Origin of the sequence: Clostridium sp. D5, assembly GCF_000190355.1 — a bacterium.
GTDB lineage: Bacteria > Bacillota > Clostridia > Lachnospirales > Lachnospiraceae > Faecalicatena > Faecalicatena fissicatena_A.
This window is the reverse complement of sequence record NZ_GL870809.1, coordinates 512,202-536,123: the sequence shown is the minus strand read 5'-3', so window position 1 is coordinate 536,123 and position 23,922 is coordinate 512,202. Positions and strand designations below refer to the sequence as shown.

Annotated in this window: 21 protein-coding genes and 1 pseudogene; all 22 read right to left on the bottom strand. The window is 49.7% G+C overall.

Annotation, left to right across the window (positions count from 1 at the left end):
- Positions 1 to 29: 29 nt before the first annotated feature.
- Positions 30 to 356, bottom strand: a pseudogene (locus HMPREF0240_RS02235) (DUF6483 family protein); the annotation flags it as partial.
- Positions 357 to 482: 126 nt separating this feature from the next.
- Positions 483 to 1,109: a hypothetical protein gene (locus tag HMPREF0240_RS02230; protein WP_009001831.1), complete on the bottom strand. Its 627-nt coding sequence runs from the start codon at positions 1,107 to 1,109 to the stop codon at positions 483 to 485.
- A gap of 439 nt (positions 1,110 to 1,548) precedes the next feature.
- Entirely contained in the window at positions 1,549 to 2,085 is a 537-nt protein-coding gene (locus tag HMPREF0240_RS02225) for a DUF6465 family protein (RefSeq protein WP_009001829.1), read from the bottom strand.
- A gap of 127 nt (positions 2,086 to 2,212) precedes the next feature.
- Complete coding sequence (locus HMPREF0240_RS02220; RefSeq protein ID WP_009001828.1) at positions 2,213 to 2,659, bottom strand: MarR family transcriptional regulator; 447 nt, start codon at positions 2,657 to 2,659, stop codon at positions 2,213 to 2,215.
- Positions 2,660 to 2,708: 49 nt separating this feature from the next.
- Positions 2,709 to 3,758 (bottom strand): nitronate monooxygenase family protein, encoded by a 1,050-nt coding sequence (locus tag HMPREF0240_RS02215; protein ID WP_009001827.1) that lies wholly within the window; start codon positions 3,756 to 3,758, stop codon positions 2,709 to 2,711.
- Positions 3,759 to 3,781: 23 nt separating this feature from the next.
- Positions 3,782 to 5,479: an acetyl-CoA carboxylase carboxyl transferase subunit gene (locus HMPREF0240_RS02210; RefSeq protein WP_009001826.1), complete on the bottom strand. Its 1,698-nt coding sequence runs from the start codon at positions 5,477 to 5,479 to the stop codon at positions 3,782 to 3,784.
- 79 nt (positions 5,480 to 5,558) lie between these two features.
- Entirely contained in the window at positions 5,559 to 6,893 is a 1,335-nt protein-coding gene (locus HMPREF0240_RS02205) for an acetyl-CoA carboxylase biotin carboxylase subunit (protein ID WP_009001825.1), read from the bottom strand.
- 15 nt (positions 6,894 to 6,908) lie between these two features.
- Positions 6,909 to 7,340, bottom strand: a complete 432-nt coding sequence (gene fabZ, locus HMPREF0240_RS02200) for a 3-hydroxyacyl-ACP dehydratase FabZ (RefSeq protein ID WP_009001824.1) — start codon at positions 7,338 to 7,340, stop codon at positions 6,909 to 6,911.
- Positions 7,341 to 7,410: 70 nt separating this feature from the next.
- The gene (gene accB / locus HMPREF0240_RS02195) at positions 7,411 to 7,878 is read right to left on the bottom strand and encodes an acetyl-CoA carboxylase biotin carboxyl carrier protein (RefSeq protein WP_009001823.1); all 468 of its coding nucleotides are present in this window, start codon (positions 7,876 to 7,878) and stop codon (positions 7,411 to 7,413) included.
- 24 nt (positions 7,879 to 7,902) lie between these two features.
- Positions 7,903 to 9,141: a beta-ketoacyl-ACP synthase II gene (gene fabF, locus HMPREF0240_RS02190; protein WP_009001822.1), complete on the bottom strand. Its 1,239-nt coding sequence runs from the start codon at positions 9,139 to 9,141 to the stop codon at positions 7,903 to 7,905.
- A 12-nt stretch (positions 9,142 to 9,153) separates the two neighbouring features.
- Positions 9,154 to 9,894 carry a 3-oxoacyl-[acyl-carrier-protein] reductase gene (fabG, locus tag HMPREF0240_RS02185; RefSeq protein WP_035312268.1) on the bottom strand — a complete coding sequence of 247 codons (741 nt, stop codon included), beginning with the start codon at positions 9,892 to 9,894 and terminating at the stop codon, positions 9,154 to 9,156.
- Entirely contained in the window at positions 9,888 to 10,808 is a 921-nt protein-coding gene (gene fabD / locus HMPREF0240_RS02180; protein ID WP_009001820.1) for an ACP S-malonyltransferase, read from the bottom strand. The genes fabG and fabD overlap by 7 nt, the downstream gene beginning before the upstream one ends.
- Positions 10,801 to 11,739: an enoyl-[acyl-carrier-protein] reductase FabK gene (gene fabK, locus HMPREF0240_RS02175; protein ID WP_009001819.1), complete on the bottom strand. Its 939-nt coding sequence runs from the start codon at positions 11,737 to 11,739 to the stop codon at positions 10,801 to 10,803. Before fabK ends, fabD begins: the two co-directional genes overlap by 8 nt.
- A 27-nt stretch (positions 11,740 to 11,766) precedes the next feature.
- Positions 11,767 to 11,991 carry an acyl carrier protein gene (locus HMPREF0240_RS02170; protein WP_009001818.1) on the bottom strand — a complete coding sequence of 75 codons (225 nt, stop codon included), beginning with the start codon at positions 11,989 to 11,991 and terminating at the stop codon, positions 11,767 to 11,769.
- Between the two features lie 87 nt (positions 11,992 to 12,078).
- A complete protein-coding gene (locus tag HMPREF0240_RS02165; RefSeq protein ID WP_035312267.1) occupies positions 12,079 to 13,041 on the bottom strand; it encodes a beta-ketoacyl-ACP synthase III in 963 nt (320 codons plus the stop codon).
- Positions 13,042 to 13,953: 912 nt separating this feature from the next.
- Positions 13,954 to 15,171 (bottom strand): uroporphyrinogen decarboxylase family protein, encoded by a 1,218-nt coding sequence (locus HMPREF0240_RS02155; RefSeq protein ID WP_035312265.1) that lies wholly within the window; start codon positions 15,169 to 15,171, stop codon positions 13,954 to 13,956.
- A 28-nt stretch (positions 15,172 to 15,199) separates the two neighbouring features.
- Positions 15,200 to 17,407 carry a pyruvate formate lyase family protein gene (locus tag HMPREF0240_RS02150; RefSeq protein ID WP_009001815.1) on the bottom strand — a complete coding sequence of 736 codons (2,208 nt, stop codon included), beginning with the start codon at positions 17,405 to 17,407 and terminating at the stop codon, positions 15,200 to 15,202.
- Positions 17,408 to 17,429: 22 nt separating this feature from the next.
- Positions 17,430 to 18,341, bottom strand: a complete 912-nt coding sequence (locus HMPREF0240_RS02145) for a glycyl-radical enzyme activating protein (RefSeq protein ID WP_035312263.1) — start codon at positions 18,339 to 18,341, stop codon at positions 17,430 to 17,432.
- Positions 18,292 to 19,368, bottom strand: a complete 1,077-nt coding sequence (pta, locus tag HMPREF0240_RS02140; protein WP_009001813.1) for a phosphate acetyltransferase — start codon at positions 19,366 to 19,368, stop codon at positions 18,292 to 18,294. Before pta ends, HMPREF0240_RS02145 begins: the two co-directional genes overlap by 50 nt.
- A complete protein-coding gene (locus HMPREF0240_RS02135; RefSeq protein ID WP_009001812.1) occupies positions 19,356 to 20,477 on the bottom strand; it encodes a uroporphyrinogen decarboxylase family protein in 1,122 nt (373 codons plus the stop codon). The genes pta and HMPREF0240_RS02135 overlap by 13 nt, the downstream gene beginning before the upstream one ends.
- 20 nt (positions 20,478 to 20,497) lie before the next feature.
- A complete protein-coding gene (locus tag HMPREF0240_RS02130; RefSeq protein WP_050794466.1) occupies positions 20,498 to 22,690 on the bottom strand; it encodes a TIM-barrel domain-containing protein in 2,193 nt (730 codons plus the stop codon).
- 18 nt (positions 22,691 to 22,708) lie between these two features.
- Entirely contained in the window at positions 22,709 to 23,875 is a 1,167-nt protein-coding gene (locus HMPREF0240_RS02125) for a PLP-dependent aspartate aminotransferase family protein (RefSeq protein WP_009001810.1), read from the bottom strand.
- Between the last annotated feature and the right edge of the window lie 47 nt (positions 23,876 to 23,922).

Here is a 23,922-nt window from a genome sequence, read left to right as displayed (position 1 = left end):
TTTCCTATTATATTTACTTCATGTAAATTCTAAATCTCCAGAAATTCATCCAGGGAATCCATACCGTACTCACCAAGCAGCTGTTTGATTCCCTCATTGATTTCGTTCCTCGTATAATCGTTTTTCGCCAGAAATTCATCCTCGTATTCGTTGATATGATCATAAAATCCAATTCCCATCTCCAGATACGTCTGATCTGCCTGATCCATTTCCTGGTAGAGCATATTCTCTGCTTTATTAATCGCCCCCGCATCTGCCATTCTCAAAAGACGGGCATACAGATCATCTGCTGCCGTATACTTATTCTCTTCCGGCAGCTCATACTGCGGGCTTGTTTTGCGAAATATGATGCGTGCAAGGACCGCTGTTTCCTCCCTTTATCATTCTCATAATATAATCCTGTTCAAATTCCAAACCAGCACCTCTTTTCTCTGCTGCCTGCCGGACTTCCATGAATGCTCCTGCTGCAGCATCGGTTTTGTTTATTGTTGTCTGTTTTTTTTCCTTTTGGATATTCCAAGAAATAGTCCGATGAAGAAATAGATTACAAAACATAAACCCACTAATGCATTGACTAAATAAGTTGCATTCGTCGGGCGGAACATTAATACAAAAGTTTTTACGAGATTATCATTTCCGCTGAGCACAGCATCAATCCATATATTCAGTGTGGTGATCAGCACACCAGCCAGCAATGAAATAACCGCAGATTTAAAGTACCAGCTGATTCCTTTTATCTTCGCTGTAAGAATCATAAGCCAGGCCGCAATTACCGGAAGTGCCGCAATCGGAAAGGCATAACGGTATAGCCAGTCCCCGCCTGTATAACGGTTGCACGCATACAGCAGCAGAAACATAAAAAGCGTAACTCCAAGTGCCGATAGAATGACCCGGTGCTTTTTTACCAGCACCGGCAGGATTGTTACGGAAAAAGCGATCCCAATGGAAAACAGTACGATGTAAAACCATGACAGTGTATGCTGGATCACCAGATTGCAGATCAGACATGTAAGGACCGCAATGCCGTATGCCCCCAGCATAACCCCCAGATATAATTTAACTGCCGGATGTCTTCCTTTTGTGCTGTCTTCGCTGTTTACTGCTTCCATTACCTATTCCTCCTGAGTTCTACAGATCTTTTGTATAGCTATGAGCACTGAATGACCATTCTTTGGTCATTTACTTGCGATGCATGAAAAATAGTTGGCGAGGTAGTTTCGGGCCTTACTATTTTTTATATTATTACTCCTTTTGAAGCCTCTGTTGTTTCATTTCTTCTCACTGCAATTCTACCACAATCTTGCTAAGATTGCCATTCACAATAACAAACCTGCGGCCGCAATGCAGATGCCCGTTACTGTTCAGACCGTGCCGTGCACTCCGCTGCACGGCATCGGAGCCAATAAAGTGATGGCCTCGGGGCATCTGCCCCTCGCCGAAGGCGACTTTAAATGGGCATCTGTTACTGTTCTATAAGATAAAAAGACTCCTGATACGGAAAATTTCCACAATCCCGTATCCGGAGTCTTTTTATTATGCACGGCACTTCTATAAATCTACTTTTCCGGTTGTATCGCCGTTGATTACATAATATGCCGCAAATTCTTCTGGTTTCAGATAGATCTTTACGTCTTTCATATCGCCCACTTTATTCTTCAGCTCCTTGGTCCATACCTCTTTCACTTTCTGAAGTACTTCTTTTTCTGAATATTCTTTTCCTGAAAACTGAAGGAATAACTCTGTCTTCAACTCTGCCTTTTTTGTAGTTCTCTTCACAGCAGTTGTTTTTGCAGTGGTCTTCTTAGGTGCAGCCTTTTTTGCCGCCGTTTTCTTCGGTTCTTCTGCAGCAGGTTCAGGATCCTTGAGAACAGCCGCTCTTGTCTCAATTGCTTTTGTCGTGTCCTTTTTGGTCTCGATTGCCTTTGCCTTACCTGCTTTTGTCTCGATCGCTTCGGTTTTGACAGCTGCTTTTGTAGCCTCAGCATTTGCAGTCGCTGTCCCGGCTGCTTCTACAGATATCTCTGCAGCCTCTTCTGCCGCTGGTTTTGTGGTTACTGGTTTCTTTGTTGTTTTCCTTGGTGCCATACTTGCTCCCTCCTGCTAAAACAATCAAGTATTTAGACTTCAACATGAACGTTATTTTTGCTACAAGGCATATTGTACCTCATTTTATTTGAAACGTCAAAAAAACTTTTCCATAGTCACTGAAAAGTTATATTTCTGCTTTGTATCCGCGAAAAAATTCTGAAAGGCCTTCCAGCGTTTTTAAAAGGACCGGAATTTCATTTTCATCGAGGCTCTGTATTACGGCATCCGTCATCTGTGTATGGAAATCCTTATGGTGATAAAATGCTTTTTTACCTTTTTCCGTGAGCCTGATATAGACTACACGCCTGTCGGATTCGCTTCTCTCACGCACCACGTATTTTTTGTTCACGAGGCTGTTGACGGACGTAGTAAGAGACCCGGCAGTAATACCGAGTTTCTTGGCTACCACAGACATAGTGCTGTCCTCTCCAAGTCCAATGGCCTCTATGATATGCATATCATTATTACTGATATCCTTATATTCATCTGTTATGATTGCCTCTTCCTCTAATTCCCAGATTTCATTGAACAAATGAACCAGTATATCATTGATGGTCTCGTGTGCATTCACAGATGCTGTGCTCCTTTCTCTGCTTCTTGTATGGCTGAACCCTCTTCACTTAAAAGAGGGAGTCTATTACCTCTTTTACGGTTTCCATGCGCTCTGCCCGGTATGCATCGGCTCCGCAGAATAATAAGGCTTCCTCCACATCTCCTCTGGCTGCCCGTATCAGGCTGTCAGTGATACAGTATGGAATCTCTGCCGGATTACACCTTGCAAGGCACCTGTGGCATGGGGTATGTTCAATCTTCTCCCCTAGCATAACACGTTTCATAAAGGGATTCAAGATGGCGCGTCCCGGCATGCCTACAGGACTTTTCACGATCACAATATCTTCCCTGGATGCATTAAGATAAGCCTCTTTATAGCGGATATCCGCATCGCATTCCTGTGTGGTTACAAATCTTGATGCAACCTGTACTCCCTCTGCGCCTAAAGCCATTGCCCGCTGTACATCTCCGGCATCATATATACCGCCGGCTATAACAACGGGGATTTCTGTTTGATACTCATCGGCAAATCCTCGGACAGTTTCTATAATTTTCTTGATTTCCTGTTCGTATATTTCCGGAGAATAGTGCTCCAGCTCCTCCTCTTTAAATCCCAGGTGCCCGCCGGCCTTCGGGCCTTCGATTACGACAAGGTCCGCAGTCCTGTGATATTTTCTGCTCCAGTACTTCAATATCACTTTGGCTGACTTTTCTGTGGAGACAATGGGTGCAATCTTCGTCGGGCTTCCCGCAGTCAGGCCCGGCAGTTCGGTGGGCAGTCCCGCACCGGATATGATCAGGTCCGCTCCGGCTTCCACGGCTGCGGCAACATGCTGTTTATAATCTTTCAGAGCTACCATGATGTTATATCCGATCAGACCGTCAGGAGAAATGGCCCTGGCCTTCTCCATTTCTTTCCGGATAGCCCTCAGATTGGCCTCTGACGGGTGCGCGTCAAAATCCGGCTCCCGAAACCCGATCTGGGCCGTAGAAATGATCCCGATTCCGCCCTGCTGTGCAACTGTCCCCGCCAGATTGCCGAGGCTGATTCCGACTCCCATACCCCCCTGTATCAGGGGAACTCTGGCAGTCTTATCACCTATTTTAAGTGGATTCATGTTTATATGACCTCTCTTTTCATTTACATCCTTCTGAACCTTCCGTAACGTTTTTCAGTCAGATCGCTTTCGGAAATAGCTGTGTATTTTTCCAGGAAATCCCTGATCTGCTGTTCCAGTACGTCACAGACATTATTAAGATTCTCCGTTGTGTAGTGTTCCGGCTCCGGTATGACCCTTTCGATGATCTGCAGATGCAGCAGGTCATCGGCTGTCAGCCGCATGACTTCTGCGGCCTCGCTGGCACGTTTGCTGTCCTTCCACAAGATGCTGGAAAATCCTTCCGGAGAGAGAATGGAGTATACGGAATTTTCCAGCATCCATACCTCATCGGCAACCGCCATTGCAAGCGCGCCGCCGCTTCCGCCCTCTCCGATCACAATCGACAGAATCGGGGTTCTCATGCCGGACATTTCGAACAGGTTTCTGGCAATTGCTTCTCCCTGCCCCCGCTCCTCAGCCTCCAGACCACAGAATGCACCGGGGGTATCCACAAAACAGATAACAGGGCGGCCGAATTTCTCCGCCTGTTTCATCAGGCGCAGTGCTTTTCTGTAGCCGTCAGGGGACGGCATTCCAAAGTTGCGCTCAATATTTTCCTTCGTGGTTCTTCCTTTTGCCTGGGCAATCACCGTCACCGGCATGCCTTTAAAATATGCAATGCCGCCCGTAATTGCTTTATCATCTTTGAAGCAGCGATCTCCGTGGAATTCCATAAAACTTTCGAAGAGATTTTCAATGTAATTGGAGCCTACCGGACGGTCTTTTCTCCTGGAAATCTGAACGCGGTCCCACGCACTGCGTACTTTCTTAACTTTTTCCTCCAGTTCTGTGTGTACCTGCTGTTCGTCAGGAGTACGCAGAACACGTTCCGTGTTGCAATGCAGCCGTAATATTTCCGCCAGCTCCTGCCTCATGTTTTCACGCTCTACTATGCGGTCGATAAAACCATGCTCCAGTAAAAATTCTGAACGCTGGAAGCCTTTGGGCAGCTTCTCCCCGATCGTCTGCTCGATGACCCGGGGCCCCGCAAAGCCGATCAGTGCGTGGGGTTCAGCCAGAATCACGTCTCCCAGCATGGCAAAACTGGCAGTTACACCACCGGTGGTCGGATCTGTCAGAACGGATATATAGAGCTGCCCGGCATCGCTGTGCCGCTTCAGAGCCGCCGAAGTCTTAGCCATCTGCATCAGGGACACGATCCCCTCCTGCATTCTTGCACCGCCGGAACAGGCGAATATGATAACAGGGAGCTTTTCCTCTGTAGCACGCTCCACCGCCCGGACAATTTTTTCGCCGACCGCCTCTCCCATACTGGCCATCAGAAACCGTCCGTCACATACTCCGATAACTACCGGCATGCCTTCTATACTGGCTTTTCCTGTGACAATCGCCTCCTCCAGATTTGTTTTCTCCTGAAGTGCTTCTATCTTCTCCTCATATCCCTTAAAATCCAGGGGATTTTTGGTTGTCATTCCACGGTCCCACTCTTCAAAAGAACCCTCATCTGTCAGCATCTCTATCCTTCTGTACGCATGGACACGGAAGTAGCCGTGGCACTTCGGACAGATATAGAAGCCCTGTTTGACGTCCTCTGCAATAATAGCCGCGCCGCATTTATTACATTTTCTGAGAAGTCCCTCCGGGACCTCGGGCTTAGACTCTTTCAGAGAAATATAACTCTTTCTGCTCGTCTTCTTAAACATATTCTGTAACTTCATAAACAGCTCCTAACTTCAAAGGGGTCTGACCCCTTTGCGCTCCTTTTTCTGACTATTCTGACAATTTCTATATGCCACTCTACATTTTTTCTATAAATTCTATGTCAATATCTCCGGATTCGAAATCAGGATGGTGTAGTATTTCATATTGATAATCTACATTTGTTTCGATCCCCTCGATGATGATCTCTCCAAGGGCGCTGCGCATCTTGCGGATTGCTTCTTTTCTGCTTCCCGCGTGTACGATCAGTTTTGCCAGCATGGAATCATAGTATGGCGTCACGGTGTATCCGCTGTAAATTGCGGCATCAATACGTACGCCTTTTCCTCCCGGCAGATACATGTCTGTGATCATTCCCGGTGACGGACGGAAGTTCTTTTTCGGGTTTTCCGCATTGATCCGGCATTCTATTGCGTGGCCGGTTATTTTGACGTCTTCCTGAGAATAACTCAGCTTCCTGCCGTCCGCGATGCGGATCTGTTCTTTTATCAAATCAATTCCAGTCACCCACTCTGTAACAGGGTGTTCTACCTGGATCCTTGTATTCATTTCCATAAAATAGAAATTCCCGCTCTTTTCCAGCAGAAATTCTATTGTACCTGCATTGGTATAGTCTGCGGCTTTGGCCGCTTTGACTGCTGCATCCCCCATTTTTTTGCGCATTTCTTCTGAAAGCGCGATGGACGGGGATTCTTCTATCATTTTCTGATGGTTTCTCTGGACGGAGCAGTCACGTTCTCCAAGGTGGATGACGTTTCCATGCTTATCCGCCAGTATCTGGAACTCGATGTGCCGCGGATGCTGTACAAAATGCTCAATATACATAGTGCCGTCACCAAAAGCCATCTGTGCTTCCTTCTGTGCTGTGTTGAAACTGTTCTCAAAATCTTCCGGTTTTTCTGCCACCCGCATGCCTTTTCCACCACCGCCAAGAGCAGCTTTTACGATCACAGGATAGCCAATTTCCTCTGCTGTGACTGCGCCTGTTTTTGCATCGTAAATCGGTTCAGTGCTTCCTGGAATGACCGGCACTCCGGCAGCCACCATTGTATTTCTGGCTTCCTGCTTATTTCCCATTTTTCTAATCACTTTAGATTCCGGTCCGATAAATGTAATATTGCACTGCTCACACAGTTCTGCAAATTTACTGTTTTCAGACAGAAATCCGAACCCCGGATGGATGGCGTCCGCGCCTGATACAAGCGTAGCACTTATGATACGCTCCATACTCAGATAGCTTTCTGTGGAAGGAGCGGGACCGATACAGATCGCCTCATCTGCCAGCTGTGTATGCAAAGCTTCCTTGTCGGCCTCAGAATAGACCGCCACTGTCTCAATTCCCATTTCCCGGCAGGCACGGATAATGCGCACTGCAATCTCGCCCCGGTTTGCAATCAATACCTTTTCAATCATAACCTGCACATCTCCTTAATTTCCAACCATGAATGTCAATTCTGCGGTAACTACGACTTTGCCGTCCACGGAAGCAATCGCCTGGCCTACTCCCACAGGACCTTTCTGCTTGATAATCGTTGTCTCCAGCTTTAACTTATCTCCAGGGTGTACCATGCCTTTGAACTTGCATTTCTGAACGCCGCCAAAGAATGCGATTTTCCCTTTATTTTCCTCTATGCTCAGTATGGCAACCGCACCCGCCTGTGCCAGAGCCTCCAACGTCAGCACGCCCGGCATAACCGGATGTTCCGGGAAGTGGCCCTTGAAGAAATCCTCACGGTAAGTCACACATTTGTAGCCAACCGCATACTTGCCCGGCTCATAATCTTCAATATAATCCAACAGAAGAAACGGGTGTCTGTGCGGGATAATTTCCTGGATCTGTTTAATATCTAATCTGTTCACAATTAACCTTCTTTCCCAAAGGGGTCAGACCCCTACGGCAGAGGGGTCTGACCCCTTTGCCCTTGATTGACTATTTTATAACAAACAACGGCTGGCCATACTCTACGGTATCCCCATTTCCTACCAGTACTTCTGCCACGGTTCCTGTGTAATCGCTCTCGATGTCATTCATTAATTTCATAGCCTCTACGATTGCCAGTATCTGGCCTTTTTTTATGCTGTCCCCTACGCTTACGAAGGGAGCTGCATCTTCTGACGGTGCCGAATAGAATGTTCCAACAAGCGGTGATTTCACTACTTTGCCTTCCGTAACAGCTGCGGGGGCCGAACCTGATTCTGATTCTGACGAAGCCGCAGGCGCTGCTGGAAGCGCTGCCGGGGCTTGATCTGTCATTACCTGCACGGCCTCTGCCTCAACCGGAGCGTTTTTTGTTGCTTTTTTGAGGGAAAGCTTCACTGCGCCTTCCTCGTATTTAAATTCTGTCAGCGCGGATTTTGATACCGCATCCACCAACTGTAATATTTCTTCTATCTTCATGCTGCCTCCTTGATGTGCGCCGCACTATGCTTCATATTTCTTTACTAATAAAGTTGCATTATGTCCGCCAAATCCGAGGGAATTGGTCAGTACGTAATTTACTTCTTTTTCTGCAGGCGCCCCTACTGCATAGTTAAGGTCGCACTCTGCATCTGTCTCCACGGTTCCGACCGTCTGGTGGATATATCCATCCAGTATGCTTTTTACACACACAATAAATTCCACACCGCCTGCCGCGCCAAGCAGATGTCCGATCATGGATTTGGTAGAATTAATAACAACATCTTTTGCAGCGTCGCCCAGCGCGTATTTGATCGCCCGGGTCTCGAACAAATCGTTGTGGTGGGTGCTGGTTCCGTGGGCATTGATATAATCAATCCGCTCTGGTTCCACCCCTGCCTCTTTCATCGCCAGTTTCATGGCCATACCTGCCCCCTCGCCGTCTTCCTGAGGGGATGTGATATGATATGCATCTCCCGTTGAGCCATATCCAACCAGTTCCGCATAGATTTTGGCGCCTCTGGCTTTTGCATGCTCCAGTTCTTCCAGCACTACGATCCCGGCGCCCTCTCCGAGGACAAAACCGTTTCTGTCTTTATCAAAAGGAATGGAGGCCCGCTTCGGGTCTGCCGAGGTTGATAATGCAGTCAATCCGGCAAATCCGGCTACTCCCGTAGGACAGATACAGCTTTCCGTTCCTCCCGCCACCATAACATCGGCATCGTCATACTGAATGGCCCTTAAGGCATCTCCAATGCAGTTCGTGCCCGACGCACAGGCCGTCACAACATTCGTACACTTTCCTTTCAGCCCCAGCTGGATTGACACATTTCCGGCAGCCATATTGGAAATCATAAGCGGAACCATCAGCGGGTTCACCCTGCTCGGTCCTTTTTCCACAATCTTCGTATAATTCTGCTCCACTGCCTGCAGGCTCCCGATTCCGGAACCCACGATCACACCCGCACGATACGCATCCTCCTGCGCCATGTCTATCCCGGCATCCTCAAACGCCTCTTTCGCCGCAGCGACCGCATACTGGGAAAATGTTTCCATCCGCTTTGCCGCTTTAAAATCCATGCGCTCCTTTGCCACGAAATCTTTTACTTCCGCCGCAATCTGTACTTTATACTCAGACGCGTCAAACCTCGTAATCGGGCCGATACCGACCTTTCCTCTGCGAATGCCGCCCCAGAATTCCTCTACTGTATTCCCGATCGGAGTTACTGCCCCCATCCCGGTCACTACCACTCTTCTTTTCATGCTGTTCTCCTTTTACATTGCCATTCCGCCGTCTACACACAGAACCTGGCCTGTGATATATCCGGCATTTTCGGAAGCCAGAAATCCAACCGCTTCCGCAATATCCTCCGGTTCCCCGAAGCTTCCCAGGGGAATCTGCGCAGCAGCCCCTTCTTTCACTTTTTCAGAAAGCTCTGCTGTCATCTCTGTATTGATAAATCCAGGTGCAACCGCATTCACCGTCACTCCCCTGGATGCCAGTTCCCTGGCCGCAGCTTTTGTCAGCCCAATCATGCCCGCCTTAGAAGCAGAATAATTCGCCTGCCCTGCATTTCCCATCACTCCAGAAACAGAAGACAGATTGATAATGCGTCCGCTTCTCTGTTTCATCATCTGCCTGGAAGCAAAACGAATGCAGTTGAATGTGCCTTTCAAATTCGTATCCAGCACTGCATCAAAGTCCTCCTCGGACATTCTTATCAGCAGCCCGTCACGCGTAATCCCTGCATTGTTCACAAGAATATCAAGCCTGCCAAACTTTGCGATGACTTCTTTTATAAAATTCTCACAGGCCCCAAAGTCGGATACATCGCACTGCATCGTCTCGGCCTGGCCGCCCGTCTTTTCGATTTCTTCTTTCACTTCGGCCGCACGTCCTGCAGAACCATTGTAATTGATCACAACCACGGCTCCCTGAGAAGCCAGCTTCAGGGCAACGGCCCTTCCGATTCCTCTGGATGCCCCCGTAACAACCGCTACTTTTCCTTCTAACATAATTCCTGAACCACCTTCTCTACATCTTCCCACGTTCCCACGTTATATACCGTTACTTCTTTATTGATCTTCCGCATAAAACCTGCCAGAGTCCTGCCCGGCCCGATTTCCACAAAACGGTCCACACCGTCTGCGATCATCGCCTCCACGCTTTGCTGCCAGCGCACGGAGGATGCAACCTGTTTCGATAAAAGAGTTTTCGTCAGACCGCTGTCACGGACATACTCTGCTGTGACATTTGTGACATAGGGAATCTGCAGCGGGTGCAGTTCTACAGGCTCCAACACTTTCGCCAGCTCCTCTCCTGCCCCCTCAAGCATAGGAGAATGGAACGGTCCGCTTACATTCAGCGGAAGCACTCTCTTCGCCCCGGCTCCTTTCAGAGCCTCGCACGCCTGATCCACGCTTTCCTTCCATCCAGTAATTACAATCTGCCCGGGACAGTTATAATTTGCAATGCTGACGCCTTCCATACCGGCGAGTACCGCTTCAATATCCGACGCAGATAATCCCAGCACAGCCGCCATAGCGCCTTTTCCGTCCGGAACCGCATTCTGCATCAGGATGCCCCGCTTTCTGACTGTAGTTATGGCATCCTCCGCCGACATTCCGCCTGCACAAGCAACCGCACAGTATTCGCCAAGGCTTAACCCTGCCGTTACATCGGGCCTCAGTCCCCGCTCTTCCAGCACTCTTTCCATCGCCAGGCAGACTGTCACCAGCGCCGCCTGGGTATATTCGGTCTGATCCAGCAGATCATTTTCCTCAAAGCATAAAGCTTTCATATCTATATCCAACAATTCCGATGCTCTGTCGATCATCATCCCTGCCGTTTCACTATGTTCATAAAAATCTTTTCCCATACCGGCCTTCTGCGCGCCCTGTCCGGGAAATATAAATGCAGTCTTACTCATAAAACCCTTTTCCTCCAATCAGGCTGTCAGTCTCTCTTACCAGCTTCTGAATCAGCTCCGCGCAGGACATTTCTTCCTTCACCATACCTGCAATCTGACCTGACATCACGCTGCCGTTTATCACATCACCTTCCACAACTGCTTTGCGCAGTCCGCCCAGTGTCAGCAGTTCCAGCTCTTCGAGAGAAGCGCCCTCCTGTTCCTTCTGAAGGTAGACCTTCGTCATCTGGTTGCGCAGGGCGCGAACCGGATGTCCGGTTGTACGTCCCGTAACACGGGAATCAATATCCCTTGCCTTTAAAATGCATTTCTTATAATTTTCATGAACAACAGATTCATTCGTAACCACAAAATGAGTTCCCATTTGCACGGCCTGTGCGCCCAGCATAAATGCCGCCGCAATTCCTCTGCCGTCCGCGATACCGCCTGCCGCGATCACCGGGATACTCACCGCATCCACCACCTGCGGAACCAGAACCATGGTCGTATTCTCACCAATGTGTCCGCCGGCTTCTGTACCTTCCGCTACCAGAGCATCCGCCCCGCAGCGTTCCATTCGTTTTGCAAGTGCAACAGAGGCAACGACAGGTATCACCTTCACCCCTGCTTCTTTCCACATCTTCATATATTTTTCAGGAGAACCGGCGCCGGTTGTCACAACTTTAACGCCTTCCTCTACGATTACTTCTGCCACTTCGTCCGCATAAGGACTCATCAGCATAATATTTACGCCAAAAGGCTTGTCGGTCAGCTTCTTCGCTGCCCTGATTTGTTCCCGTACCCAGTCGGCCGGCGCACTCGCCGCTCCAATCAGTCCGAGCCCGCCAGCTTCTGATACGGCGGCTGCAAGATGATGTTCAGCAACCCATGCCATTCCACCCTGGATAATCGGATATTCAATTCCTAATATTTCGGTTACTTTTGTCTTCATACTAACAACCTTTCTTACAAGCAATTCTTATTTATGAGCCTCCAGATATTTCACAACATCGCCGATTGTTGCAATCTGTTCCAGATCCTCAGACGGAATCTCCACGTCAAATTCTTCCTCAAATGCCATAACCACTTCAAACAGATCCAGAGAGTCTGCTCCCAGGTCATCCTTGAATGAACTTGCCTCTGTAAGTGTACTGATTTCTGCTCCTAATGAATCTGCTACGATTTCTTTTACTTTTTCTAACATAGTTTTAAATTCCTTTCCTGCTCTTTTTCATTTATTCTTTTATTTTGTAATCCGGCCCGGCCGGCAATTACCTGTATTAAAATCTTTCTACCACTCCAGATAGGCGGCTCCCCAGGAAAGTCCTGCACCAAAGCCCGACATCACCAGTCTCTGCCCCTTTTTGAGCATCCCTTTTCTGTTCATCTCATCTAATAAAATGGGAATGCTGGCCGATGATGTATTCCCATACTCTTCCATATTCATAGGGAATTTGCCGATATCCTGCCTCAGCCGTTTGGCCACGGCCTCCACAATCCTCTTATTTGCCTGATGAAGAATAAAATAATCCACCTCATCCGCAGTATGGTCCGCCTTCTCCAGAATTTCCCGGATCACCTCAGGCACCTTTTTAACCGCAAACTTAAACACCGCCTGGCCGTCCATCTTCATATAGGAGTCCAGATCCATATCCCCGTCCGCCCAATCCCTGCGGTGCCTGCTCTTACAGGTCAGTGCATCACCTTTCCCACCGTCAGAATACGTTACCGGCAGATAAGGCGTCCCCTCTTCAGCCTTGAGCACAGCAGCCCCTGCTCCGTCTCCAAACAGAATGCAGGTCCCTCTGTCTTCCCAGTTTACCGTATTCGATAAGCTTTCCGCCCCGATCACCAGTATCCTCCGATACATCCCGGAAGCAATATAAGCCTGTGCAGTATTATAAGCAAAAAGAAATCCCGTACAGGCCGCGTTCATGTCAAACCCCGTTGCATTTACAGCCCCCAGCTCTCTCTGCACCTCACAGGCCGCACAGGGAAGCATCACCTCAGAAGTAAACGTAGAAACCAGAATCAGATCCAGCTCCTCCGGTGCCACACCCCCATTTTCCAAAGCGATCCTGGATGCCTTTACGGCCATGGAGACGGTTGTGTCATCCTCAATAATATGCCGCCTGACAACGCCGGTTCTCTCCCGTATCCATTCATCGCTGGTATCTACCATCCTGGATAAATCATTATTATCCAGAAAATGCTCCGGCACATAGGAGCCTGTTCCGCAAATCTTTCCTATCATATTCTATCTCCATGTTCGAATTAGTGAGTTAATTTTACATTCAAATACTTTTACACCAAAATACTTTGATTACCAAAGTATAATAACAATCTCCCCATTTGTCAAGAAGGAAATTTTGGGGGATGGGGGGTGTTGGCAGGAGGTCCGCCCTGCGGGAGGCTGATATGCCCTGACTGGATACGGTATTGGGGGCTAACTGGCGGTAAATCAAAAGAAGCTCTGATATGACAGGCACCGCCGACACTCACGGGAATTCTGATGAATTCCCGCTGCGGGTCGGCTTTCCATCAGGGCTTGTGGCCCTGATGGAAGCCTGCATATCAGAGCTTCTTTTGATGTACCGCCAGTAAGCCCCCAAAAGACGCATCCTGTCAGGGCATATCAGCCTCCCGCAGGGCTGCGTGCATCCAATCGGTAATAAAACCTCCATCCATGGGGGGAATTTCAACCGGAGCAGTGGATCGATTCGTGATGCTGCGCATAAATATCCCCAGCCATTCCTTTTCCGCATCCTCGATTCAATCCGCCGCTCCCGTCCCGCCCGGGTGCGCCCAGCCTGATGAGGACGGACGGGAAGTAGAGTGTACGCCTGCCGGGGGCAAACTGAATGGAGGGGCTGCGGGGAGGCTTATGCTGATTTTGGAAGCCTCCTAGCGTGCCTTAGAAGTTCTAGCCGTGAAATAGCCGCGTTTTATGGGGGATAATTGATTCCGAATCAATTATCCAGAGCGTCTGAGCTTAGAAAGCATCGGCTTTCTAAGTGAATACGCTCGGTCCCATAAAACGCGGCTATTTCACGGCTAGAACTTCTTGGCTAAGCGGCCGGTTTCCAAAATCCGCATAAGCCTCCCCGCAGCCCCTCCATGCAGTTTGCCCCCGGCAGGCGTACACTCTTCTTCCGGTCCGTCCTCATCAGGCGTCCCCCCTCCCATACTTTCTGATTAGGTGATCTACGCGGGCTATTCTTTTGGCTGTCGCCCCCGGCACTACCTGATCGGCGACTCCCAGTACGAAGCGGGGGTGTTCTTTCATATAGGTTATGACATGGATTACATATTCATCGAACTCTGCATCTGACAGCTGGCCCGTAAAGTATCCTCCGGGCAGGCCTCCCCAGATTACGGTGTTTTCTTCCACCATGTTCCTGAGGTCTTCCAGTGCGGCGTCTCCCACAGGTTTAGGCGTTACCGCTTCTATCACATCGAAACCTGCTTTGGATAGCTTTGTCAGAAGAGGGATTAATGTGCCGTCCAGATGGACAAAAGAAAACTTTCCTGATTTTCTTATTTTCTCTGTCCATTTTTCGTGGACTGTCCGGATATAATCATCGTAGAGAGAACCGCCTACCAGTTCACTGGACAGGTTGTCCGGAACCATGATGCAGTCTGCGGGGCAGTTCAGGGAGAGTTCCAGCGCTTCTTCATGCTTTTTCTGCATGACCTCCAGCAGCTCCTCGAATTCCTCCTGGGTATCCATACTAAGCTCTACTACTGTTTCTATTCCCGCACGCAGAGCCACCAGTTCCATCAGAGGAGATTTGGGCGCGTAGACGAGTACCAGACCGTTTTCACCAATCCCGGTTTTTCTTTTGACCGCCAGCTCGTAATCCGGCTCATATCTGGTATGCTCATAGACATATTTCAGGGCCGGGATATCCTCTTCATTCTTTAACAGCATTTCGATGGGCGCCCAGCTATGAGTTTCCTTCATGTATTTCCATATTTCCTGCAGGTTCCCGTATGGCGTATGAAACTTTGTCACACGGGTGCTGCCGTCATCTTCTGCAGTATACTCCACACCTTCATATATGGTCTGAAACGGGAAATACCCCTGCAGATAGAAACCGACTCCCAGATCTCTGTGCATCTGCTGCAGTCCCTCTTCGCAAAATGAACCTGCAAGCCCCTGGCTGACGGCGCTCCGCCCGCCTGAACTGCTGCCAGTCTCATCCGCATCTGTGTGACTCTCCTTTGCCGTACCGGTGTCACCGGATTCTGCCTCTTTGTACTTTTCTTCAATCAGCCCTTCATCCTTCAGATAATCAATCCAGTAGGCCAGGTCTCCAAACCATGGAACATATTCCGGCTGCTTTCCCTGAAGCACATCCAATACATCCTGTCTCTTGCTCATTTTCCTTTCTCCTTTCGGCTCCTGGCTTCTACAACGTCCGTACCACACGGTCCACCACAAGCTGCCTGAACTGCGGCGACAAACTTGCAAAATATGCACTGAACCCGGTGACCCTGACAATCAGGTCGGGATACTTCTCCGGATTTTCATTTGCTTCCAGTATCTTCTCTGCATTGAGTATGTTGAGATTGATCAGCGTACCGCCCCGCCGGCAGTGGTCTGCCAGGAGCTCTGCGATCAGCTCCACGCCGCCTTCCTCTTTTGCCACACCCGGTTCCAGTTCCAGCTGCATCGGAGCCGTATTGCCGAAGCCCGGCTGGACAGATGCAATCGCACACGAAATGGCGGTAGCGGCTCCGTCCTCCCTGAATCCTGGATTGGGATTTGCCCCATGGGAGATGGGTTCTTGGGCCTTTCTTCCATTTGGGGAGGCTCCCAGAATCTTTCCCATTGGTATTGTATTTGCCCAGGAAAAGATGCCCGGTATCATACGATGTCCGTCCGGGGTTGCCGCGCGGGTTATCTCCTGTGTAAAGCATTGAGACAGCTTTACTGCATACCGGTCTGCGGCACTGACACCCTGTCCGTATTTGCCGCAGTTTGAAAAGTACTGTCTGGCCTTCTCGCCCTCCGGCCCTGACCAGTCTGCATCCAGCAGTTCGACCATTTCAGCAAAGCTGTATCTCCCCTTTTCAAATACCATTTCCTCCATCGCCGCCAGGCTGTCCGCAACGACCGCCAGCGCCGAGGCATCGACACCGAAGTTATAGTACTCCAGTCCTCCGTTTGACGCGTCGATTCCCTTTTCTACCGGGCCATAGCACAGCAGGTCCAGAAATAATTCCGGAAACGTGTCGTACATATGCTTATACTGTATATCAATACTCGCAGCAATTCCCGCAACAGCAGCCCTTAAATGCTTTTCAAAATACGCCCAGATCACATTCATATCCGGATCTGGTTCTGAATCCCTGACATCATGTATTGCCACGTCCAGGATCGTCGCCAGATTAATTTTAATGCAGTCCTGCAGAGAGTATTCTCTTCCCGGAATGGACATCCAGTGGCAGCCCGCATTGATCCGCCCGGCGGCTGTTCCATAATCATATCCGTTTTTCATAAAACCCTGTATCAGGGAATCCACGCCTACAAAGCGGGGATTGCCGCACTTATCTCCGAACTGGATCTCCACGCCCCTGCGCAGCAGATTCCGGTCAATTCCTTCTCCGATTGCCAGTCCGATATTGGACGGAATCTTCAGCCTGTGGGCAGCCTCCAGAATCAGGTAGGACAACCTGTTTGTATTGTCTTTTCCATCCGGGCCGTAACCCCCGATCTGAATATATCCCGTATCCCGCACCAGCATAGACGCCAGATAGTATACCGCTTCTTCGTCATCCAGACAGCCTGCCGCCCGGTCTTTCTCATAGTAAGGCTGCAGATATATATCCAGCCTGCCAAGGGAACCGCTTCCGTTATACATGCGCGCACCGAGCTGATACCAGAGAATCCACTGGCATGCCTCCCGGAAAGTCTCCGGCGGCTGCGATACCAGTCTGGTGTTAATCCGATACAACTGCTCCAGATTCTCTTTCAATTCGGAATCAGATTCCTCCAGGCTTTTTTTCTTACATTCTTCCGCGGTCCGCCCGATCCAGTCCTGCATTCCCCGGATAACCGCGAGACAGCCCTCATAAAAATCCTGCTGCTTTTCTGTATCCCGGTTCACCTGCTGATATTTAAGCAGTTTTTCCTTCAGGCCGCCGAACCCCAGCTCCAGCCCGATTGTAAAGTCCTGGCAGAAATGCTGGGACGCTCCGATTGCGTGTACAAGCTGGTACTTTTCCAGAACCGGCATCAACTCTGTATAGGGATGTTTCGGGTTCCACTGTGTTTTCCGGTATGAGTTAAAGTTTGTCATAAACGCTCCGGCCAGTCCACTGGCCCGATCCACGAAGACCGGATGCATTTTCAGAAGCCGCTCATAGTTCTCTCCGCACTCCCTCAGTCCGAAGAATCCTTCCCCACTTGCGGACACCGGCTGGAAATCCGGAAAAATCATGTCAGTAACCGGCATTCCCGAGGAACTGATGGTCTCAATCTTTCTGCGCTTTTCGGGCGGCGGAAGAATCATCCCTGAGTCATCCGAATCTATGTAACCTATGGCCTGACGTTTTTCTTCTGTAAACTGCAGTTTCTGACGGTATAAATGTTTGATTCTTTCGTCATAATTCATGATAGATACTGACCTCCTTTTTTTATCTGAACCTGATCTTAACGGACGGAAGCCTTACCTGAAGGAAGGCCTGTACCTCTTCCAGCTCTTCTTTTTTGGGCTGCCGTATTTTAAAGTCCTTCTGATGACCGTCGAATTGGAATACTTTGGATAGCCCCAGCGGATGATATCCCAATAACATTACTTCTTCCACCATTTCCATATCACTCAGTATTTCAGATATTCTTTCAAAATTATCCCGGCTGTCATTCATCCCAGGTATCACCGGGATTCTGATCTGTATCTTTTTGCCCATACCGTTCAGATAAGCAAGATTTTCCATGATCAGCCGATTGTCCGTCCCTGTAAGTTCCTTATGCCTGTCTGCATCGCTGTGTTTTATATCAAACAGGCATAAGTCCATCTCTTTTACTACTTTGCGAAAAATTTCCGGTTTGCAAAACCCGCACGTATCCAGCGCAAGATGAAGGTTTTCCCGTTTCAGTCTGGACGCAAGGGAAATCACAAATTCGCTCTGCAGTGTCGCCTCTCCCCCCGAAAATGTCACACCGCCTCCACTGCTTTTATATAATCCTTTATCCAGCAGGATTTCTTCCGCGGTCTCCTCCACACTCCTGCTTTCCCCGCAAACAAAGAGTGCCCTGGAAGGGCAGTTTTGTGCACAATGAAAGCAATGGATACAGCTGGCTTTTGTATACTGCAGCCCGTCCGTCCCCACAGACAGTGCACCCTGACCGCATTCCTCCACACACTGGCCGCATGCAATGCACTGACTTTGTTTATAGCACAGCTCCCTCTCTCCTGCGTATGTTTCCGGGTTATGACACCACAGGCAGCGCAGGGGACAGCCTTTGAAAAATACGGTCGTACGGATACCCGGACCATCATGCAGGCTGAATCTCTGGATATTTGTTATAATTCCTCTCGGCTTCATACTGTTTCTCCTTCTCTGCCCCGGCCGCTGCACCTGCCTGAACGGCTGTAATGGCCGCCACACCCGCGATGTCATCGGCGGAACAGCCTCTGGACAGATCGTTTACCGGCTTTTTTAACCCCTGCAGAATTGGCCCGTACATTCTGGCCTTTCCGAGACGTTCAACCAGTTTGCACGCTGCATTTCCCACGTCCAGATTAGGGAACACCAGAATGTTCGCTCTGCCGGCTACCCGGCTCCCTTTCATTTTCGAAAGTCCGATTTCAGGTACAATGGCCGCGTCCACCTGCATTTCCCCATCCAACAGAAGCTTTGGCCACCGCTCTTTTGCGGTCTGGGACGCCAGCCTTACTTTATCCACCAGCTCGTGGTGCGCGCTTCCGTCTGTGGAATGTGAAATCATGGCCACCACCGGTTCACAGCCCAGCAGCTGCTCAAAACTTCTCCCGCAGCTGTGGGCGATCTCCGCCAGCTCCTGAGAATCCGGATTCTGGTTGAGTCCGCAGTCCGCAAAGAAGAAAACCCCGTCCAGGCCATAACTGCAGTCCGGTACATCCATGATGCAGAAGCTCGATACAAATGCCCCCGGCATTTTCAGAACCTGGAGCGCAGGCCGCAGGACCTCCGCCGTCTGATGGGCTGCGCCTGCCACCATGCCGTCTGCCTCTCCCATCTCAACCATGACCGCGCCGCAGGTGATCGGGTCTGCCGACAGCAGCCGTGTGGCCTCCTGCCTTGTCATTCCTTTTGCCCTTCTAAGCAAAGTATACCGCTCAGCACAGCGGCTCAGGAAGTCCCGGTCCCTGATATTACGGATCTCGATATTCCCAAGAGATATGCCCTCCGCCCCTGCTGCCACTTCGATCTCCTGTCTGCTGCCCAGCAGGATTACCCTGGCTGTCTTTTCTTCTGTTATCATTTCTGCCGCCCGCAGCACCCGAAGGTCCTCTGATTCAGGAAGCACCAGAACCCGCTGTTTTTCCCTTGCCTTTTGTTTCATCTGTTCTATAAAATTTAATTCCGCCATCTCTGTTTCACTCCGTCCATTAGTCTGCCGACCGCCCTGAATTTATCCAGACCGATCCCCGGAGGGCAGCTGTCACTGTTTGCCAGTATAAAACGCCTTCCCTCCATGCATTTCATAAGTCTTAACGCCTCCATCTCCAGTTCTTCCAGAGACGCATTCAGAAAAAATACCGGCTCAATGCCCCCAATATATGTGATGTCCTTCTCAATACGGCTGCACAGCTCTTCCAGTCCAATATTACCTGTGGGCGGCGGTGAAACCGACTCCAGACAGTCAATCTTTGACCGGCGAAAAGCCGGGGCCAGTGCTGCCAAATGCCCGCAGGCGTGCTGGATATAATATTTCTGATGTCCATGCAGAACCCTGCACCACTGGTTTATCTGCGGCAATATATACTGTTCATACTGATACGGGGAATAGTTGGTGGTAGAGGAATCCTCCCAGCTGATAAAGACCTCCGCCTCTGAATCTGCGCTGATACGGACTGCCTGGCCGGACAGCCTGCCCATGACTTCCAGTGTTTCCTCCACCAATTCCGGCTCATCCATGAGTGCATAGGCCATTTCCTCTGTGCCAACCCAGTATTCAATCAGAGACTGGAAATCAGATTTTCCAAATGGAACGAGGAGAGGAGCCAAAAGCGCCTCGCCCCCTGCATCCTCATTGAGCCTTTTATATATACTGCCGTCCGGTATTAATTTCGTGTTTTCGCAGATAAACTGTAAAATATTGTAATCCTCGGAACATTTAACGGGATGGCTGCTCAAAAACCAGGTGCTGCTGCCGCCTGTCATCTTATATTCCGCAGTCAGACTCCCGACCCTCGTCTCATAACATACCCGCTTCTTATTCCCGCAGATCGTTTCACGGATCTCATAGCCCCATCTAACGGTGTCAAAAACAAAAAGATCCCGGCCTGGCTGTGAATCCAGCGGAATATGCCCCCGGATCAGAGGATCGGCGCCCATCTCCAGCAATGCCTTTATTTCGCCTTTTCTCTGGTAGTCCTTTTCCTTCATCTCCCACCAGTATGCCAGAAAAGGGGACCAGGCGGGCCTGTCATATTCCAGGCCCTTTATGATTCTAAGTAACCGTTCCTGTGCTTTCATACTCGTCTCTTCCTGTCCGTTTATATTTGTTCTTTCTGCTCTATATTCCGACTGATAAACGCTGTAATTTCCGCCCCTTTCAGCAGCCGGAAATCAGTCTTTTGTTCTCTTTGGTTCAAAGCCTCTGTCTGAAGCGTTCCATCCTGCCAGCAAAGCCGGATTTCCTCATAATCGCCCTGTTCATAATCATAAGTCTCTCCGTCATCATTGTAATAAATCCCCTCTGCTGTATCGCCGTACACTGCTGCGTAGACAACGGCATCCCGATTCTCATCCGTGTACATTTCCGCTTCTTTGAACAAAAGCATGGCGTGTTCCCTGACAAAAAGTAAAATCCGGTCTGTACCGGCAGGGATCCACACCCGCCTGCCTGGCATATAACACTCTCCGGTCCAGAAATCATACCAGTTCTCTTCTCCCGGGAAATATACTTCCCGCCCCCTGGCCCCTTCATATACTACGGGACAAACCATCAGGCTTTCCCCAAAATAATACTGGTCCCGGATCTCCCAGCATGCCGCTTCTCTCTCATGCCTGAGATATAAGGGCTGCATCATGGGAATCCCTTCCGCCGTGGTCTTATGTGCCTGTGTGTAAATATAGGGGAGCAGCAGATATCTGAGCCTGTCATACATGACAAGTATCTTTTCCGCTTCTTTTCCAAAAGACCAGAGTTCATTCTCCCCTCTGGAGAATCCATAGAGCAGGTCATCCTCATTCAGGGCGCCCCTGCTGCCATGCACGCGGAATATGGGGCAGAACACGCCATACTGGAACCAGCGGATATAGAGCTCTCTGTATGCCTCATCCTCCGGGTTTCCGCCGGTAAAGCCGCCGATATCGGTTGTCCAGAAGGGCAGCCCGCTCACGGCCGCGCTCAGCCCGGCGGCGATCTGACTCCTGAGGGCCGCAAAATCATGGCCCACATCTCCTGACCATACGCACACACCATATTTTTGTGCCCCGGCAAAAGTGGAGCGTGCAAAGCTTATGACCCTGCTGTTTTTATCGATGCTTCTCTGCCCCTCATAAAAAGTCCTGGCATGGAGAAGTGGATAAGCAAGTACCCGCTCTTTCAGCGGCCCGTCGGCCGTCATAATCTGTTTCTCATCCATTTCGTCAAGCGGCACCTCCGGCTCGCAGCCGTCCAGCCACCACACTTTCGCTCCGGCCAGGTAATACCCCCTTGCTTTCTGGAAGAGGAATTCTCCCGCTGCTTTTGAGAAGACATCATACAGCCCGTTATCGTCCCCGTTAAACAGCGTAAATACAATCGAGTCACCGCTGCCGTTCTTCAGGAAAAATCCCCGCTCTTTCATGGCCTCGTAATGGACACTTTTCGTGGAAACGTGGGGCCATACAGAGACCATGCATTTTATGTGCAGCTGCTTCAGCCTTTCCAGCATCCCCTCAGGGTCCGGCCAGTCATTCCGGTCAAATGTAAAATCCCCCATCTGGGTCCAGTGGTAAAAATCCACCACGATAATATCCACCGGATAATTCTTTTCCCGGTATGTTTCCGCTACTTTCAGAAGTTCTTCCTGCGTGGTGTAACGCATCTTGCTCTGCCAGAAACCAAATGCCCACTTGGGCAGCATTCTGCCCGGCCCGGTCAGCTCCCAGAATCTCTGCACCACCTGCAGAGGGTTTCCCAAAAACACCAGATAATCTGTCTGGATGCCTCCGTATGCCTTGAAACTCATCTGCTTGCTCTTTGTGAAATCCGCAATCCCGGCAGAGCTGCTGTTCCACAGTACGGCATATCCCCTGCTGCTGATTACAAAAGGGACGGTGATCGAAGTATTTTTGTGGAGAAGCTCAATCTTTTTCCCGTTGTAGCCTTCCAGCGCCTCCTGCTGCTGCCCCAGCCCCCGCAGAATATCGTCCTCCAGGCAAAGCTCCAGATATCCGGCTTTTTTGCCGGCTTCCTGTAAGATCACATTTTCGTCTGTCTGGCAGCTGACTTTCCCACTGCCCTTTTCGATCTCAATCAATACCCGGGAGCCCTGTATCCTTATCACATTCTCCTGTTCATCAACTGCGGTTTCGTCCCCATCCTGTATCTCCCACTCTGACATATAGGTATCCGCTTTGGGTTCTGTGTCTCCCCACCATGCCCGGCATCTTACAATATCCGGGGAAAGAAACGTGATCTCCTGGGTCATTCCCTGTCCGGCTTTTATGGTTATCTTTCCTTTTTCAGACTGCATCATAATCATCCCTCTTATCAGCTATTCCTTCATTTTCTTAAATGCCTGGTCCAGATCCGCAATCAGAGTCTCTGTACTCTCAATCCCGATGTGCAGGCGGATCAGGTTCGGCGGGCAGTCAATCTCATCGCCGTATTCCTCTGTGGTTCCGACCGTGAACGGAGCAACCAGGCTCTCAAAACCGCCCCAGGAACATCCTCTCAGAAAACATTTCAACGAATTCATGAATTTTTCTGCCTGTTCTGCAGTTCCGTCGATCACAAAACTCAGCAGGCCGTTAAATCCTGTCATCTGCCTGTCAATCAGCTCCTTCTGCGGATGATCACAAAGACCCGGATAATATACTTCCTTCACACATGGATGCCCCTGCAGATACTGCGCAACTACCATGGCATTTTTGGCATGCTGTTCTACCCGGATCTTCAGAGTCCGCATGCCTCTCAGCATCAGCCACGCCTGGTGCGGATCGATACAGCCCCCGAAGTTGGCCCTCTCTCCGTAACGGATTTCATTGCATATCTCCTCAGAGCTGATCAGCGCCCCTGCCACGATGTCACTGTGGCCGCCCAGATATTTGGAGGCAGTATGCACGGATATATCAATCCCAAAATCCAGCGGATGCTGGTACAGAGGCGTGGCATAGGTATTGTCGATTACCGTACCGATATGATGTTTTTTTGCAATATTTGCAATGTATTCCAGATCCTGCACTTTATATACCGCCGTTGACGGACTCTCCAGATAGATCAGTCTGGTATCCTCTGTAATATAATCTTCCAGATGTTCCATCTCCTCAGTGGTTAAAAAGCTTGTCCTGATCCCGAACTTTTTCGGAAAATATTCTTTCAGCAGTGTCCTGGAAGGATTATAAATACTTTTTACCGTGATGATATGGCAGTCTTTTTCAATAAAATACATCATGGCAGAAGAGATTGCGGCCATCCCTGACGAAAAGCACAGGGCATCTCCCCCGTTCTCCAGCGCTGCCAGTTTTTTCTCCACAACCTCTACGGTCGGATTCGTTGTCCTTGTATAAACATACGGATGTTCCCCGACCCCATTGCCTTCAGTGGGCAGGACAAACAGGGAATTCTGGTAGATCGGCGGGACAACTGCCCCTCCGAATTTAGCGTAGTCGTCCCCCTCGTGCGCCAGTATATCCTCGATATTTTCATACTTACTGTTCATTTTGCCATCGACCTTTCTTTTCCTTATATATTTCCGCAGTGCCAGTC

Bases quoted from the DNA above. Each gene is read 5' to 3' on its own strand.
- HMPREF0240_RS02230 (WP_009001831.1), bottom strand. From the start codon at position 1,109: ATGGAAGCAGTAAACAGCGAAGACAGCACAAAAGGAAGACATCCGGCA.
- HMPREF0240_RS02150 (WP_009001815.1), bottom strand. From the start codon at position 17,407: ATGAATTATGACGAAAGAATCAAACATTTATACCGTCAGAAACTGCAG.
- fabD (WP_009001820.1), bottom strand. From the start codon at position 10,808: ATGAGTAAGACTGCATTTATATTTCCCGGACAGGGCGCGCAGAAGGCC.
- HMPREF0240_RS02225 (WP_009001829.1), bottom strand. From the start codon at position 2,085: ATGGCACCAAGGAAAACAACAAAGAAACCAGTAACCACAAAACCAGCG.
- HMPREF0240_RS02210 (WP_009001826.1), bottom strand. From the start codon at position 5,479: ATGAAGTTACAGAATATGTTTAAGAAGACGAGCAGAAAGAGTTATATT.
- HMPREF0240_RS02215 (WP_009001827.1), bottom strand. From the start codon at position 3,758: ATGAATCCACTTAAAATAGGTGATAAGACTGCCAGAGTTCCCCTGATA.
- fabG (WP_035312268.1), bottom strand. From the start codon at position 9,894: ATGTTAGAAGGAAAAGTAGCGGTTGTTACGGGGGCATCCAGAGGAATC.
- HMPREF0240_RS02205 (WP_009001825.1), bottom strand. From the start codon at position 6,893: ATGATTGAAAAGGTATTGATTGCAAACCGGGGCGAGATTGCAGTGCGC.
- HMPREF0240_RS02165 (WP_035312267.1), bottom strand. From the start codon at position 13,041: ATGATAGGAAAGATTTGCGGAACAGGCTCCTATGTGCCGGAGCATTTT.
- HMPREF0240_RS02145 (WP_035312263.1), bottom strand. From the start codon at position 18,341: ATGAAGCCGAGAGGAATTATAACAAATATCCAGAGATTCAGCCTGCAT.
- pta (WP_009001813.1), bottom strand. From the start codon at position 19,368: ATGGCGGAATTAAATTTTATAGAACAGATGAAACAAAAGGCAAGGGAA.
- fabK (WP_009001819.1), bottom strand. From the start codon at position 11,739: ATGAAGACAAAAGTAACCGAAATATTAGGAATTGAATATCCGATTATC.
- HMPREF0240_RS02135 (WP_009001812.1), bottom strand. From the start codon at position 20,477: ATGAAAGCACAGGAACGGTTACTTAGAATCATAAAGGGCCTGGAATAT.
- HMPREF0240_RS02130 (WP_050794466.1), bottom strand. From the start codon at position 22,690: ATGATGCAGTCTGAAAAAGGAAAGATAACCATAAAAGCCGGACAGGGA.
- HMPREF0240_RS02170 (WP_009001818.1), bottom strand. From the start codon at position 11,991: ATGTTAGAAAAAGTAAAAGAAATCGTAGCAGATTCATTAGGAGCAGAA.
- HMPREF0240_RS02125 (WP_009001810.1), bottom strand. From the start codon at position 23,875: ATGAACAGTAAGTATGAAAATATCGAGGATATACTGGCGCACGAGGGG.
- HMPREF0240_RS02155 (WP_035312265.1), bottom strand. From the start codon at position 15,171: ATGAGCAAGAGACAGGATGTATTGGATGTGCTTCAGGGAAAGCAGCCG.
- fabF (WP_009001822.1), bottom strand. From the start codon at position 9,141: ATGAAAAGAAGAGTGGTAGTGACCGGGATGGGGGCAGTAACTCCGATC.
- accB (WP_009001823.1), bottom strand. From the start codon at position 7,878: ATGAAGATAGAAGAAATATTACAGTTGGTGGATGCGGTATCAAAATCC.